This is a genomic window from Pseudomonas sp. OTU5201, assembly GCF_038440135.1.
Taxonomy (GTDB): Bacteria; Pseudomonadota; Gammaproteobacteria; order Pseudomonadales; family Pseudomonadaceae; genus Metapseudomonas; species Metapseudomonas resinovorans.
In genome coordinates, this window is record NZ_JASATC010000009.1 from 15774 (window position 1) to 31978 (window position 16205).

The window sequence follows — 16205 nt, forward strand, 5'->3', positions numbered from 1 at the left end:
GACACATGTCATGGAATTCCTCGTCAAAAGCGCCCGTCTGGAAACTCTGAAAACCGCCACGCTGGTCGTCGCAGTCGGCGAAGGGCGCAAGCTGGGCGACGCAGCCAAAGCCATCGACGCAGCTGCCGACGGCGCCATCACCGCCCTCCTCAAACGTGGCGACCTGGCCGGCAAGGTCGGCCAGACCCTGCTCCTGCACAGCCTCCCCAACCTCAAGGCCGAGCGCGTGCTGCTGGTCGGCTGCGGCAAGGAGCGCGAGCTCTCTGACCGCCAGTTCCGCAAAATGATCGCTGCAGCGAACGGCGTGCTGAAGAGCCTGGGCGGCAGCGAGGCCACCCTGGCCCTGGGTGAGCTGGCCGTGAAAGGTCGCGACGCCTATGGCAAGGCCCGCCTGATGGTGGAAACCCTCGCCGATGGCGGCTACGTCTTCGACCGTTTCAAGAGCCAGAAAGCAGACCCCAAGGCCCTGAAAAAAATCATCCTGCTGGTGGAAAAGGCCGAACAGGCTGAGGTCGAGCGCGGCAGCCTGCACGCCCAGGCAATCGCCAACGGCATGGCCTTCACCCGTGATCTTGGCAACCTGCCGCCGAACCTGTGCCATCCCAGCTTCATCGCCGAGGAAGCCAAAGCCCTGGTCAAGGCCCACAAGAACCTCAAGGTCGAAGTGCTCGACGAGAAAAAGCTCAAGGCGCTCGGCGCCGGTGCCTTCCTCGCCGTGGCCCAGGGCAGCGAGCAACCGCCGCGAATGATCGTGCTCAACTACCAGGGCGGCAAGAAGGAAGACAAACCCTTCGCCCTGGTGGGCAAGGGCATCACTTTCGACACCGGCGGCATCAGCATCAAGCCGGCTGCCGGCATGGACGAGATGAAGTACGACATGTGCGGCGCGGCCAGTGTGCTCGGCACCTTCCGCGCCGTGCTGGAACTGCAACTGCCGATCAACCTGGTGGGCCTTCTGGCCTGCGCCGAGAACATGCCCAGCGGCGGCGCCACTCGTCCGGGCGACATCGTCACCACCATGAGCGGCCAGACCGTCGAGATCCTCAACACTGATGCCGAAGGCCGCCTGGTGCTGTGTGACACGCTGACCTACGCCGAGCGTTTCAATCCGCAAGCGGTGATCGATATCGCCACCCTCACCGGCGCCTGCATCGTCGCCCTGGGCAGCAACACCTCGGGCCTGATGGGTAACAACGACGGGCTGATCAAGCAGATCCTCAAGGCCGGCGAATACGCCGACGACCGTGCCTGGCAATTGCCGCTTTTCGACGAGTACCAGGAGCAGTTGGACAGCCCCTTCGCCGACATCGCCAACATCGGCGGCCCGAAGGCCGGCACCATCACCGCAGGCTGCTTCCTGTCGCGCTTTGCCAAGAAGTACCACTGGGCGCACCTGGATATCGCGGGCACCGCCTGGGTCAGCGGCGGTAAGGATAAGGGTGCCACTGGCCGTCCGGTGCCCCTGCTCACCCAGTACCTGCTGGATCGCATCAAGTGAGAGTAGAGTTCTACGTGCTCTCTTCAGCCAATCCGGCAGACCGCCTGCGTGCGGCCTGCCAGTTGGCCGCCAAGGGCTGGCGCCACGGGTTGCCGGTCCTGCTACGCTGCACCGACGCCGCCCAGCGTGATGAACTGGACGCGCTGCTCTGGCGCTTTCGCGCCGAAAGCTTCATTCCCCATAGCCTCATCGACGACGATGCCAACGCTCCGGTAGTCCTGGCCCTGGACGAGGAACCTTCCGTCCAGCAAGGCCTGCTGATCAACCTCTCCGCGACCATTTCCCCCCACGTCGAACGTTTCAGTCGGGTCATCGAGATCGTCAATCAGGAGCCCGACCTGCTTGCCGCCTGCCGGGAGAATTTCCGCACCTACCGGCAGCGGGGCTATGATCCGAAACGAGTCGAACTCTAGCCGTATTCCCATGGACACCCCCAAGCTCCCCCCCAAGCCGGCACACCTGCTGGACGACCTCGAATCCATCCGTGCCCTGCTCGGCGACGAGCCCAACGGCGCTGAACCGCCCTTGCTCACGGACACACTGGACGCTGACGGCATTCCGCTGCTCTCAGAAATAGTCGAGCCCGCCCCGGCCCCCGTGGCGCCATTGGCTCCACTGCAGCCCCTGGTCCAGGAGCCCACCGTCGCACCGCTTCCCGCAGCCACGGCGGTCCCAGCAGCGGAGCCCGCACCTACGCTGCCCATGGCCGAAGCCATCCGCCAGCGCATGACGCCGGCGGGCAACCCGGAACTGGCACGCCTGGACAGCGAACTGCGCGCCGCCGCACAACTGATCCTGCAGGACGTGATCGACGATTTCGTGCCGCAGATCGAGGCCGAGCTCAAACGCCGCCTCGAAGCCCGCCTGACTCGCCTGCTGCCCCCGCGCCGGCAGTGATCCACCGCGCCCGGTAACGACCGGGCGCCGCCTGCGACGCGCGCCAATTCTTTCGACGGCCCGTTGCCGCTATACTCTCCGGTTTTCCCGTTCAGTTGCCTCTAGGGTCCCTGCCGAACCATGGACAAGACCTACCAGCCCCACGCCATCGAAACTTCCTGGTACCAGACCTGGGAGAAGAACAACTACTTCGCCCCGCAAGGTTCCGGCGACCCGTACACCATCATGATCCCGCCGCCGAACGTGACCGGCAGCCTGCACATGGGTCATGGCTTCAACAACGCCATCATGGACGCCCTGATCCGCTTCCGCCGCATGCAGGGTCGCAACACCCTGTGGCAGCCCGGCACCGACCATGCCGGCATCGCCACCCAGATGGTGGTTGAGCGCCAGCTCGCTGCCCAGGGCGTCAGCCGCCATGACCTCGGTCGCGAGAAGTTCCTCGACAAGGTCTGGGAATGGAAGGAACAGTCCGGCGGCACCATCACCCGCCAGATCCGTCGTCTCGGCTCATCCGTGGACTGGACGCGCGAGCGTTTCACCATGGACGACGGCCTGTCCGAGGCGGTCAAGGAAGCCTTCGTGCGCCTGCATGAAGATGGCCTGATCTACCGCGGCAAGCGCCTGGTCAACTGGGACACCAAGTTCCACACCGCCATCTCCGACCTCGAAGTGGAAAACCATGACGAGAAGGGCAGCCTCTGGAACCTGCGCTACCCGCTGGCCGACGGTCACAAGACTGCCGACGGCAAGGGTTACCTGATCGTCGCCACCACCCGTCCGGAAACCATGTTGGGCGACAGCGCCGTTGCCGTGCACCCGGAAGACGAGCGCTACAAGAACCTGATCGGTACCTTCGTCGAGCTGCCCCTGGTGGGCCGCCGCATCCCGATCATCGCCGACGAGTACTGCGATCCCGAGTTCGGCACCGGTTGCGTGAAGATCACCCCGGCCCACGACTTCAACGACTATGAAGTCGGCAAGCGCCACAACCTGCCGCTGATCAACATCTTCGACAAGGACGCCGCGGTACTCGCCACCGCCCAGGTGTTCAACCTTGACGGCAGCGTCAACGACCATCTCGACGGCAGCCTGCCCGCGCAATACGCCGGCCTGGACCGCTTCGACGCACGCAAGCGCATCGTCGAGGCCTTCGAGCAACTCGGCTTGCTGGAAAAGATCGAAGACCACGCGCTGAAAGTGCCCAAGGGCGACCGCTCCGGCACCGTCATCGAACCCTGGCTGACCGACCAGTGGTACGTCTCCACCAAACCGCTGGCGGAACCTGCCATCGCTGCCGTGGAAGATGGCCGCATCCAATTCGTGCCCAAACAGTACGAAAACATGTACTTCTCCTGGATGCGTGACATCCAGGACTGGTGCATCAGCCGCCAGCTCTGGTGGGGCCACCGCATCCCCGCCTGGTACGACGAAGCCGGCAACGTCTACGTCGGCCGCGACGAGACCGAGGTTCGCGCCAAGCACAACCTGGGCGACATCGCCCTGCGTCAGGACGAAGACGTCCTGGACACCTGGTTCAGCTCCGGCCTGTGGACCTTCTCCACCTTGGGCTGGCCGGAACAGACCGAGTTCCTCAAGACCTTCCACCCCACCAATGTGCTGGTCACCGGCTTCGACATCATCTTCTTCTGGGTCGCCCGGATGATCATGCTGACCATGCACCTGGTGAAGAACGAGGACGGCACCCCGCAGGTTCCGTTCAAGACCGTGTACGTGCATGGCCTGGTACGCGACTCCCAGGGCCACAAGATGTCCAAGTCAAAGGGCAATGTCCTGGACCCGCTGGACATCGTCGACGGCATCGATCTCGACACCCTGTTGGAAAAACGTACCAGCGGCATGATGCAGCCCAAGCTGGCCGAGAAGATCGCCAAGCAGACCAAGGCCGAGTTCCCCGAAGGGATCAACAGCTACGGCACCGATGCCCTGCGCTTCACCTTCCTCTCGCTGGCCTCCACCGGCCGTGACGTCAAGTTCGACATGGGCCGCGTCGAGGGCTACCGCAACTTCTGCAACAAGTTGTGGAACGCCGCCAACTTCGTCATCGAGAACACCGATGGCCAGGACACCGGCGTGAATGGCGAGCCCGTCGAGCTGTCCTCGGTCGACCGCTGGATCATCTCCGCCCTGCAACGTACCGAAGCCGAAGTGACCCGACACCTCGATGCCTTCCGCTTCGACCTGGCCGCCCAGACCCTCTACGAGTTCATCTGGGACCAGTACTGCGCCTGGTACCTGGAGCTGGTCAAGCCGGTGCTGTGGGACGAGAACGCCCCCATCGAGCGCCAGCGCGGCACCCGCCGCACCCTGATCCGCGTGCTGGAAGTGGCCCTGCGCCTGGCGCATCCGTTCATGCCCTTCATCACCGAAGAAATCTGGCAGCGCATCAAGGGCCAAGCAGGAAAGAGCGGCGACACCCTGATGCTGCAACCCTGGCCGGTGGCCGCGGAAGAGCGCATCGACGCTGCCGCCGAAGGCGACATCGAGTGGGTCAAGGCGCTGATGCTCGGTGTTCGACAGATCCGCGGCGAAATGAACATCTCCATGGCCAAGCGCATCGACCTGCTGCTGGCCAACGCCAACGATGAAGACCGTCGTCGCCTGACCGAAAACGAGCCACTGCTGAAGAAGCTGGCCAAGCTGGAAACCATCCGCGTACTGGCCGCCGGCGAAGAAGCACCGATGTCCGCGACCGCCCTGGTGGGTGACATGCAGGTGCTGGTGCCCATGGCCGGCCTGATCGACAAGGACGCGGAACTCGCCCGCCTGGACAAGGAAATCCAGCGCCTGGACGGCGAAGTGAAGCGTGTCGGCGGCAAGCTGGGCAACGAAGGCTTCGTCGCCAAGGCCCCGCCCGAGGTGATCGAGAAGGAGCGCGCCAAGCTGGCCGAGGCCGAACAGGCCCTGGCCAACCTGACCGAACAACGCGGCCGAATCGCCAGCCTGTAATCCCAACGAGGCCCGCTATTGCGGGCCTCGTTCATTGCACCGTTCGCCACGCAGGGAATGCCCATGGAAATCAGCAAGACCCGAACCAGCTTCTACCGCCGCCTTTATGTTGCCTGGCTGATCGACAGCGGCACCGCCACCAGCATCCCGGCCCTCATGGACGCCACCGGCATGCCGCGCCGCACCGCCCAGGACACCCTGCTGGCCTTGGCGGAACTGGATATCGATTGCCATTTCGAACAGACCGAAGGCGAGCGCAACAACGCCGGACACTACGTGATCCGCAACTGGGGCCCAATCGACAAGCGCTGGATCGCCGCTAACCTGCAACAGATCAAGGCCGTCCTGGGTTACCCCTGACAAACTGCCGCTCCCCGCCAAGGAACCTCCGGGAGTACCGATTGAACGTCGATCTGCTGATGGTGCTGGGCCTGCTCATGGCCGCCATCACCCTGTTCGTTCTCAACAAGCCACGCATGGACGTGGTCGCATTGCTGGTCATAGTCGCACTTCCACTGACCGGCATCCTCGATATCCAGCACACCCTGGCCGGGTTCAGCGACCCCAGCGTGGTGCTCATCGCCGCCCTCTTCGTCATCGGTGACGGCCTGGTCCGCACCGGCATCGCCTACCGCCTGGGCGACTGGCTGGTGGCCCGGGCCGGCAGCAGCGAGACGCGTCTGCTGGTGCTGCTGATGCTGGCCGCTGCGGGCCTGGGCTCCGTCATGAGCTCCACAGGTGTGGTGGCCATCTTCATTCCGGTCGCCCTGGGCGTCGCCGCGCGGCTGAAGATCGCCCCGGCACGGCTGATGATGCCGCTGGCCTTCGCCGGACTGATCAGCGGCATGCTCACCCTGGTGGCCACCGCCCCCAACCTGGTGGTGCACAGCGAACTGCGTCGAACCGGCCTGGACGGATTCGGCTTCTTCAGCCTCACACCGGTAGGCCTTGCCGTACTGGCCGTGGGCATCGTCTACATGCTGTTGACTCGTCATTGGTTGACGCCCAGAGGCAACGACGATGCCGCCGCTGCGCCCCGTCTCACCCTCGCAGACCTGGCCACGGCTTACGAGCTCAACGAACGGGAACGTCGCCTGAAGGTTCGCGCCGACTCGCCACTGGCGCGCCAAGCCCTCAACGAACTGGAGCTGCGCAAGCAGTACGGCATCAATGTGATCGCCGTCGAACGCCAGCGCCGCTTCCGTACCCTGCTGCTGATGGCCACCGGCAATACCCTGCTGGAGCCCGGCGACGTGCTGCTGGTGGACCTCGCCAGTCCGGCCATCGGCCTGCTCGGTGCCTATCAGGAACTGGGCCTGGAACCCCTGCCGCTGCAAGCTTCCTACTACAGCCTGCATGCCCACCAGCTAGGACTGGCCGAAGTGGCCCTGCCGCCGGAGTCGAAACTGCCGGGCAAGACCATCCAGGAACTGGGCTTTCGATCGCGCCACCAGCTCAACGTGGTGGGCCTGCGCCGCCACGGCCAAGCGCTGGAAGGCGTGCTGGTGGACGAGAAGCTCAAGGCCTCCGACACCCTGCTGGTGGCCGGCGAGTGGAAGTGCATTCATCAGTTGCAGGGCCAGAGCCGCGACTTTCTGGTGCTGAGCCTGCCCGCCGAGGTGAACGAAGTAGCCCCCACCGCGCGCAAGGCCCCCTACGCCCTGCTCAGCCTGGCGGTGATGATCTTCCTGATGGTCAGTGGCCTGGTGCCCAACGTGATGGCCGCGCTGATCGGCTGCCTGTTGATGGGCGCCTTCCGCTGTATCGACCTGGACAGCGCCTACCGCGCCATCCACTGGCCGACCCTGATCCTCATCGTCGGCATGTTGCCCTTCGCCCAGGCCCTGCAGCAGACCGGCGGTATCGACCTGGCAGTGACAGGGCTGGTCGCGCTGCTGGGCAATGCCGGCCCCTACGCCATGCTCGCCAGCCTGTTCATCGTCACCGCACTGATTGGCCTGTTCATCTCCAACACCGCCACGGCCGTGCTCATGGCCCCGGTGGCCATCGCCACAGCCCAGCAACTGGGGATGTCACCCTACCCCTTCGCGATGATCGTCGCCCTGGCGGCATCGGCTGCCTTCATGACGCCCATCTCCTCGCCCGTGAATACCCTCGTACTGGGCCCCGGCCAATACCGATTCGGTGACTTCGTGAGGGTAGGTGTGCCCTTCACCGTGCTGGTGATGATTGTCAGCGTCTTCCTGGTGCCACTGGTGTTCCCGCTTTGAGCCTGGATGAGGGGCACAACCGCGGAGCCCACGCAGCTCCTGCTGCTCGACGCTCCTGACGCAAAGCCCGTGCCTGTGGGAAAATGCCGCGTTTCCCCTGCCGACACCGCCACCATGCCCCAGCCTCCAAAGCGCCCTCGCACCGCCCCAGCCAAGCCACCCGCCAGCAAGGGGCAGTTGCATCCTCGCAATCGCCACCAGGGCCGCTATGACTTTCCCCAACTGATCCAGACCAGCCCGGAACTGGCGCGTTTCGTCATCACCAACCCCTACGGCAAGGAAAGCATCGACTTTGCCGACCCGGAGGCGGTCAAGGTATTCAACCGTGCCCTGCTGCGGCAGTTCTACGGCATTCGTCACTGGGACATTCCCGCTGGCTACCTCTGCCCGCCCATCCCCGGCCGCGCCGACTACCTGCACGGCCTCGCCGACCTGCTGGCCGCTGGCAATGGCGGGCAGATCCCGCGCGGCAAAAGCGTCCAGGCGCTGGACATCGGTATCGGCGCCAACTGCATCTACCCGCTGATCGGCCACAGCGAGTATGGCTGGCACTTCACCGGCACCGACATCGACCGCACTGCGCTGGGCTCGGCCCAGGCCATCATCCAATCCAACCAGCTCGGCGACGCCATCGACCTGCGCCACCAGGCCGAACCGCGCAACATTTTCAAGGGTCTGATCGCGCCGGGCGAGCGCTTCGACCTGGCCCTGTGCAACCCGCCCTTCCACAGCTCCCTGGAAGAAGCCACCCGCGGCAGTCAACGCAAGTGGAAGAACCTCGGCAAGCTCGACCCCAAGCGCAAGCTGCCGGTGCTGAACTTCGGCGGTCAGGGCGCGGAACTCTGGTGCGACGGTGGCGAAGTTGGCTTCCTGCAGCGGATGGTGGACGAGAGCCTGCAGTTCAAGGAGCAGGTGCTCTGGTTCAGCAGCCTGGTTTCCAAGGGCGGCAACCTGCCCGGAATGGAAGCCCGCCTGCGCCGCAGCGACGCCGTGGAGGTGCAGGTGGTGGAAATGGCCCAGGGCCAGAAGCAGAGCCGCTTCGTCGCCTGGACCTTCCTCGACGCCACGCAGCGCGAGGCCTGGCGCAAGGCGCGCTGGTAACCCCGATGCAATCCGGGAGTTTTCTCGGATTTCATTCGGAACTCCGTAGGATGGGCGGAGCGTAGCGATACCCATGCGGACAGGGCTGATGGGTATCGCACGCTCGACCCAATTACGAACGGCCGGGCCTCCCCGACACCCAACGATGGGCTTCAGCCGTAGGGTGGACCACGCTTCACCGGTCCACCATTCGAGGGCCGGCATCGCGCCGCTGATGGATGGAAAAGCGCCATCCACACTTGAGAACTACGGCGTCGACATGGAATCTCACACGGCAGCCGCCCGTCCTAAGGCTGCGCCGCGAAACGCGCATCCAGCCGGCTGTAGCCCATGCCGACCCCCTTGTGCACCTTCAGCTGCACCGGGATGCGCTCCTTCAGCGCTTCCACGTGGCTGATCACGCCGATCATCTTGCCGCTGGCATTCAGTGCATCCAGGGCGTCGAGGGCAATCTCCAGGGTCTCACCGTCCAGAGTGCCGAAGCCTTCGTCGAGGAACAGCGAATCGATGCTGGTCTTGTGGCTGACAAGGTCAGACAGTGCCAACGCCAGCGCCAGGCTGACCAGGAAGCTCTCGCCACCGGACAGGGTCTTGCAGTCGCGGACGACGTCGGCCTGCCAGGTATCCACCACCTCAAGTTCCAGCTCGCCACCCTGACGACGCGCCAACTGGTAGCGGCCATGGAGACGCTGCAGCTGCAAGTTGGCCAGATGCACCAAGTGATCCAGAGTCAAGCCCTGGGCGAACTTGCGGTACTTGGCACCGTCGGCTGACCCCACCATGCTGTTGAAACGCTGCCAGAGATCGTACTCGGCTTCCTGATGGGCGATGTCGGCGAACAGCGCCTGCTGGTTCTGACGGCGCTGCTCGTCACCGCTGAGCTGGGCACGGATTTCGCCTTGGCGCTGGCTCGACTCGCGCATGCGTTCGCCCAGCGCCTGCCATTCCCCTTCCAGCCGCTCCCGGTCCAGTTCGCTCTGGGGTGCTGCCTGGAGGCGTTCGGCCTGGATGCGTGCATCTGCCAGCAAGACTTCGGCATCCCCCAACTCACGACTCAGGCGCTGCTGCAGCTCCTGCAGGGCGCTGCGCTCCGCCTCATCCAGCACGGCGGCGAGGAAGGCCGCCTCGTCCGAGAAGGGGCTGGCGCCCAGCCCTTGGCGCCAGGCATCCAGCTGCAGATGCAGCTGTTGACGGGCCTCGTGAACCCGCTGGTCCTGACTTCGCTCCGTGCCCTTGAGCTGATTGAGCCGTTGCTGGGCTGCGTCGAGTTCCGCCTGTACGTCCGCCAATGCGTTCTGGGGATCGTCCACCGGAGACAGAGGCGCTTGCCCGCTGTGCCCGGATGCCTGCCAGCGCCCCAGCCACAGGCGGGCCTGTTCGCGGGCAATCTCCAGTGCGTGTTGCTGATCGCGTAGTTGGCCCTCCAGTCGCTGGCTGGCGGCCTGATCCTCCTGCCACTGTTGCCATTCGGCTTCGCGCTCTGCCAGCCAGGCCTCCCCCGCCGCCGGCAGGCTGTAGCCCAACGGCGCCAGACCGGCGGCCAACTGCTCGCGGGCCTCCTGCTGCTGGCTATTCAGTTGATCCAGCCGAAGGGCGATGGCCTGCTCCTGCTGGCGCAAGCCGGCCTGGTCTTTCTCCAGCAAAGCGAGCTGGCTGGTGCAATCTTGCAGGGTCGTATCGCGTTGCTGGCGCAGGTCGCGGGCGCGAGCGAGGGCAGCCTTGAACTGATCCAGCTGCGCCAGGCGCTCCTGCAGCGCCTTTAGCCCCTCGGCATGGCGTTGCAGTTCCGCCTGCAAGGCTGTCAGATCGGGCAGTTGCAGCGACAGGGACTGGCACAGCTCACGCCAGCGCTCGACGAACTCGCGCTGGTCCGCTTCACCCCCCTGCAGGGATTCATTGAGCTGAGCGATCTGCGCCTCCAGGGCGGCCAGGCGATTGCTCAGGCTTTCCCCCTGCTGACGCACCTCATCCTGGGCCACCTTGCAGTCCTGCAACCCCTGTTGGGTGGCGGAAAGACTGAGTTCCTGGTATTCGGCTATGGCCGGATGGTCATGGGAACCGCACAAGGGGCAGGCTTCGCCCGGCTGCAGGGCTGCACGATAGGCCTCCAGTTGTTGAATACGCTGCTCCTGTTCGAGGAGCTTTTCCTTGTCGGTGATCTGCTGCTTGAGTTCGGCGAAGCGGCGGCGCAGGCCGTCGCGCTGCTCGCTGAGGGCTTTCTGCTCCTCCTGCAGTGGCTGCAGCTGCTCGCGGGCACGGGACTGCCGCTCAGACAGCTGCCTGCGCTGCAGGGACAACTGCTCCAGACGTTCCAGCTGGCGCCCACGCTCCAGCAATTGCTGCCACTGCGCACGCAGCGCCGCGTCGTCCTGCCCGCCTAGAAGCACATCGAGCTGCACCTGCGCCTCAACCTCTCCCTGCTGGGCCTGGCCTTGTTTGAATCGGGCACTCTCCAGGGCCGTGCGAGCCTGCTCGAAGCGAGCCTCCAGCGCTCCGGCCTGATGCTTCAGTTCGGTCTGGACGCGACGCAACTCGGTCCATTCTTCCTGGCGTCGGCTCAGCGCGCCGAGTTCAACCCGCCAGGCGCCCAGGTGCTCGCCCAGGCGCGCTCGCTGGGGCTGCTCGGACAGTCGTTTCTCCAGGGCCTCACGCTCAGCCTGGAGCCCCTCAAGCGCACCCTGGCGCTCCTGCACCCATTGCTCGCCGAATTGGGCGCCCTGCCAGAGCTGGTCGAGGATACGTTCGGCCAGCGTCTGCAGTTCATGGCGAGTCACTCGCAACTCGCTTTCGCCCTGATTGAATTGCTGCTGGGCCCGCTGCCAGTCGCGGTGCAGCGGCAACAGCCGGTTGGCCGGTTCACTGGCGGCCAGCCGTGCCAGTTGTGGCTGAGCCTGTTCCAATGCAGCCCGGGCGACACAGCCCTGTTGCTCGGCAAGCTGTTTGCGGGTCAGTGCTTTGTCCAGTTCATCGTGCCACTGTCGCTGACGCTGCAGATCCACCTGGCGGGCCTGCAAATGCTGCGCTTCGTTCGCAAGGGTTTCTGCCTCCTGCTGCAGTGCAGCGCGGCGCTCATCGCTCAGTAGCTCCACGCCCTCAGCACGGGCGCGCAACTGGTCCAGCCCTGCCTTCACTTCACGGGTCCGCTCGAAAACCCGCTGGGAAATACGCCCATAGATTTCAGTGCCGGTCAGCTCTTCCAGCAGCTCCGCACGCTGGTTGGCATTGGCTTCGAGAAAGGCGGCAAAACCGCCCTGGGCCAGCAGCATGGATTTGGTGAAGCGCTCGAAATCGAGACCGGTCAGGTTCTCGGTCAGCTTGAGCTTGTCGTTGATCTTGTCCGTGAGGATGTCCCCGTCCTGCACCCGCGCCAACTCGACTTTGGGCGGCTGCAGGCCACCATCGGCCTTGTCGCGAGCGCGGCGCTGGCTCCAGAAGGCGCGGTAGGCCACGCCCTTCACCTCGAACTCCACCTCGGCCAAGCAGTCGGCGGTGTGTCGGGTCATCAGCTCATTGATGCTGGCCGACACCGTGCCCATGCGCGGCGTGCGGTGGTAAAGGGCCAGGCAGATGGCGTCGAGCAGAGTGGTCTTGCCGGCGCCGGTGGGGCCGGTAATGGCGAACAGGCCGTTGCCGGCGAAGGGTTCACCGGTGAAGTCGATCTTCCACTCGCCCTTCAGCGAGTTGAGATTCTTCAAGCGCAGGCTGAGGATTTTCATGCCTGTCCCTCCCACAGATCGGCCAACACCTCCCGGTGCATTCCCAACAGATTGCTGCGCAGGGCGTCGTCCAGTTCTTCAGTCGCCAGGCGCTTGTGGAAGACCTCTTCCGGATTGAACTCATCGAGGGTTTCCCGCGCCTGGGACGCAAGGCTACTGGTTGCATTGCCGCGCTCGCGGCGGATGCGCAGCACCTCCACGGGCAAGCCCTCACAGAGCGCAAGCAAACGCGCCTGCAGGTCGTTGAGGTAGTCGTCCGTGCTCACCAGTACTTCCACCCAGACCGGCCGCTCCGGGGTGCCCTCGCGCGCCACCTCGGCCAGCTGCGCAGGCAATTCCGCCAGGGAGCCACGCAGGGAATGCAGGGCCTGGAAGCGTGGTACCGGCAGGGCCTCGACCTTGTGCAGCCCAATGCTGTCCATCTCCACCAACAGCACCTCCTTCTGCTGGGACGCCTCGTCGAAGGCCAGCGGGATGGGCGAGCCGCAATAGCGGATGTGCTCCAGGCCGCCGACCTTCTGCGGCCTGTGGATGTGTCCGAGGGCGATGTAGTCCACCGCCGGGAAGGCGCTGGTAGGGAAGGCTTCCAGGGAGCCGACATAGATTTCCCGCACCGACTCGCTGGCGCTGGCGCCCACGGTGGTCAGGTGGCCGGTGGCAATGATAGGCAGGCCGCCACCCAGCTCGGCACGACGCTGCTGGGCCAGGGAAAAGAGCTGCTGGTAGTGGTCCTGGATCGCCTGCTGCAGTGACAGTTGCTTCTCCACCGCGCTCTGCCCGGCCTGACTCTGCAGCACGTCGCGCGGACGGATGAAGGGAATGGCACAGAGAATCGCCCCCGGTTCGCCGGAGCGGCGTTTCAGCACCAGCAGTTGCTGATCAAGTTCAACGCCCACGGCCGGCACCACCCGGGTACCCAGCTGCGCCAACAGGGTGCGACTTTCGCCGAGCATGGCCACCGAGTCGTGGTTACCGCCGAGCACCACCAGGCTGGCGCCGGCGTCGCGCAACTCGACGATGAACTGGTTGTACTGCTCGCGGGCATAGCTTGGCGGCGCGCCGGTGTCGAACACATCCCCGGCAATCAGCACGGCATCCACCTGGCGCTCGCGCACCTGTTCGATCAGCCACTGGCAAAAAGCCTGGTGCTCGGCCTGCCGAGTCTTGCCCATGAAGTGCTGGCCCAGGTGCCAGTCAGACGTATGGAGGATGCGCATCGGGAATCACTGTGACGGAACGGAACTGCCGGCCACCCTGTCATTTCCTTCGCGGCCTGGCAACCGCAGAGCCGCTATCCTTCCCAGCACTCGCTGCAGACAAGGACTTCCATGCAACGCATCCTTCGCGACATCAAGATCATGCTCCTGGCCAACCTCTGGCTGATCCCGGTGATGGCGGCCCTGGTGGGCGCCCTCTTCTACTTCGTCGCGCCGCCGCCACCCATGCATGCGCGGCTGGCCACCGGCAGCCCCGCGGGTGGTTACAACGCTTTCGGCGAGAAACTCAAGGAAGAGCTGGCCAAGCAGGGCTTCGAGCTGGAGCTGGTGCGCAGCACCGGCTCGCTGGACAACCTGGCCAAACTGCGGAGCGGCGAGGTGGAAATCGCCCTGGTGCAGAGTGGCCAGGAGCTCACCCTGAGCGCGAAGGAACGCGAACACCTGCATGGCCTCGGCGTGATGTACCAGGAGCCGCTCTGGCTGTTCAAACGCAAGGAACGGGAGATCGACAGCATGGCCGACCTGCTGCAGCTGCGGGTGGCCATCGGCGCACCTAACAGCGGCACCCGTTCGGTCAGCGATGCGCTCCTCGCCGCCAATCAGATCACCCCGGAAGGCTACCCGCCGCAGTGGCAGTCCATCAGCGGCAGCCCGGCGGCCAGCGCCCTGCTGGGCGGCGAGCTGGACGCCGGTTTCTTCCTCGGTCCGGCGGAAAGCGCCGTGGTGCAGCGCTTGGCCGCCAGTCCCGAGCTGGACCTGGTGAGCCTGCGCCGCAGTGCAGCCTATCGCGCGCGCCTGCCCTACCTGACCAGGCTGGAAGTAGGCGAAGGCCTGCTCAACCTGGCCAGCAACAGCCCCTCGCGGGACATTCGCACCCTGGCGCCGGTGGCCACCCTGGTGGCAAATGATGAATTCCATCCCTCGCTCACCCCGCTGATCCTCGAAGCGGCGCGTGAAGTGATGCAGAACGGTACCCTGCTCGACCCGCCCGGCACCTACCCCAGCGCCAAGCCGCAAACGCTCTCCAACCTGAGCGAGGCCGATTACTACTACGAGAAAGGCCTGCCGATCCTGCAGCGCTACCTGCCCTTTCGCATCGCCTCCCTGGCCGACCGCTACATCATCCTGCTGATCCCGCTGCTGGTGATCATGATCCCGCTGACCAAGGCGGTAGGTCCGATCTACCGCTGGCGCATCCGCGCACGCATCTACCGCTGGTACAAGTACCTGCGCGAGATCGACCGCAAACTGGACACCAGCACTCCGCCGGAGCAGCTCACCGCCCAGATCGAGGCGCTGGGGACACTGGAACGGCAGTTGGCCAAGGTGGAGGTGCCACTGTCCTACTCCAATGAGCTGTACGACCTGCACGTACACCTGCGCTACGTGATCGAGCGGCTACAGGCGCTGCAGAGTCGGCAGGCAGACGTGGATCAGGTCGGGTAAACTGGCGCACTTTTAAGGCCGGCGCTTCCTCGCGCCGGATGTGCCCCTGAGAGCGAAGATCCATGCCCATCCGCCACTGCATCGTTCATTTCATCGACAAGAAGCCCGACGGCAGCGCCGCCGTGCTGCATGCCCGGGATAGCGAGCTGGGCGAATCCCAGGCCATGGAAAACCTCCTGGCCGATCTCAACGAGAGCTACAACGCCAAGCAAGGCAAGGCCTGGGGCTTCTTCCACGAGGAATCCGGCGCCTATCCCTTCAGCGGCTGGCTGAAGGAGTACCAGGAAGGCGCGCGCGACTTCACTGCCTTCAGCCGCCAGGCGGTCGAGCACCTGCAGAAACTGATGGAAGAGTCCAATCTCTCCACCGGCGGCCATGTGCTGTTCGCCCACTACCAGCAAGGTATGACCGACTACCTGGCCATCGCCCTGTTGCACCACAGTGAAGGCGTGGCCGTGACCGACTCGCTGGAAGTGGCACCGGCCAAGCACCTGGACCTGGGCCAGTTACACCTGGCTGCGCGCATCAACATCTCCGAGTGGAAGAACAACCAGCAGTCGAAGCAGTACATCTCCTTCATCAAAGGCAAGAACGGCAAGAAGGTCTCGGACTACTTCCGCGACTTCATCGGCTGCCAGGAAGGCGTCGACCCGCCCAGCGAAACCCGCACCCTGCTCAAGGCCTTCAGCGATTTCGTGGAAAGCGAGGACCTTGCAGAAGAGCAGGCCCGCGAGAAGACCAAAACCCTGGTCGACTACGCCACGACGCAGGCAAAGATGGGCGAGCCGATCACCCTGGACGAGCTTTCCGGCCTGATCGACGAAGACCGCCCGCGCGCCTTCTACGAACACATCCGCAACAAGGACTACGGTCTGTCCCCGGAAATCCCGCCGGACAAGCGCACCTTGAGCCAGTTCCAGCGCTTCACCGGCCGTGCAGAGGGCCTGTCGATCAGCTTCGAAGCTCACTTGCTGGGTTCGAAGATCGAGTACGACGAAGGCCGTGACATGCTGATCATCCGGCAACTGCCGACGCAGCTGAAAGATCAGCTGAAACGGCGCAAGGACTGAATCCCTGTGGGGGCGAATTCATTGGCATAGCCAATTCATTCGCCCCCACAGAAAAGCGG

General features: G+C 64.7%; 11 protein-coding genes. 9 read left to right on the forward strand and 2 right to left on the reverse strand.

Translation table 11 applies throughout. The features are described from left to right. Positions 1-10: 10 nt before the first annotated feature. The 7 genes from AAHM40_RS07645 to rlmF all read left to right on the forward strand — a co-directional run bounded on the left by AAHM40_RS07645 (position 11) and on the right by rlmF (position 8697). Positions 11-1498 (forward strand): leucyl aminopeptidase, encoded by a 1488-nt coding sequence (locus tag AAHM40_RS07645; protein WP_342244111.1) that lies wholly within the window; start codon positions 11-13, stop codon positions 1496-1498. Continuing rightward, a complete protein-coding gene (locus AAHM40_RS07650; RefSeq protein ID WP_342244112.1) occupies positions 1495-1911 on the forward strand; it encodes a DNA polymerase III subunit chi in 417 nt (138 codons plus the stop codon). The genes AAHM40_RS07645 and AAHM40_RS07650 overlap by 4 nt, the downstream gene beginning before the upstream one ends. 10 nt (positions 1912-1921) lie before the next feature. Then, positions 1922-2395, forward strand: coding sequence for a DNA polymerase III subunit chi (locus AAHM40_RS07655; protein WP_342244113.1), 474 nt, complete (start codon positions 1922-1924; stop codon positions 2393-2395). 120 nt (positions 2396-2515) lie between these two features. Then, a complete protein-coding gene (locus tag AAHM40_RS07660) occupies positions 2516-5365 on the forward strand; it encodes a valine--tRNA ligase (RefSeq protein ID WP_342244114.1) in 2850 nt (949 codons plus the stop codon). A 63-nt stretch (positions 5366-5428) separates the two neighbouring features. After that, entirely contained in the window at positions 5429-5725 is a 297-nt protein-coding gene (locus AAHM40_RS07665; protein WP_342244115.1) for a winged helix-turn-helix domain-containing protein, read from the forward strand. Positions 5726-5766: 41 nt separating this feature from the next. Continuing rightward, complete coding sequence (locus AAHM40_RS07670) at positions 5767-7596, forward strand: SLC13 family permease (RefSeq protein WP_342244116.1); 1830 nt, start codon at positions 5767-5769, stop codon at positions 7594-7596. A 114-nt stretch (positions 7597-7710) separates the two neighbouring features. After that, positions 7711-8697, forward strand: coding sequence for a 23S rRNA (adenine(1618)-N(6))-methyltransferase RlmF (gene rlmF / locus AAHM40_RS07675; protein WP_342244117.1), 987 nt, complete (start codon positions 7711-7713; stop codon positions 8695-8697). Between the two features lie 287 nt (positions 8698-8984). Here rlmF and AAHM40_RS07680 read toward each other — a convergent pair whose 3' ends face one another. Together AAHM40_RS07680 and sbcD are read right to left on the reverse strand one after the other, a co-directional pair. Next, entirely contained in the window at positions 8985-12413 is a 3429-nt protein-coding gene (locus AAHM40_RS07680) for an AAA family ATPase (RefSeq protein WP_342244118.1), read from the reverse strand. Next, positions 12410-13630, reverse strand: coding sequence for an exonuclease subunit SbcD (sbcD, locus tag AAHM40_RS07685; protein WP_342244119.1), 1221 nt, complete (start codon positions 13628-13630; stop codon positions 12410-12412). Before sbcD ends, AAHM40_RS07680 begins: the two co-directional genes overlap by 4 nt. A gap of 111 nt (positions 13631-13741) precedes the next feature. Here sbcD and AAHM40_RS07690 point away from each other — a divergent pair, with 111 nt between their 5' ends. After that, a complete protein-coding gene (locus AAHM40_RS07690) occupies positions 13742-15076 on the forward strand; it encodes a TAXI family TRAP transporter solute-binding subunit (RefSeq protein ID WP_342244120.1) in 1335 nt (444 codons plus the stop codon). A gap of 62 nt (positions 15077-15138) precedes the next feature. After that, positions 15139-16146, forward strand: a complete 1008-nt coding sequence (yejK, locus tag AAHM40_RS07695; protein WP_342244121.1) for a nucleoid-associated protein YejK — start codon at positions 15139-15141, stop codon at positions 16144-16146. Positions 16147-16205: the final 59 nt, after the last annotated feature.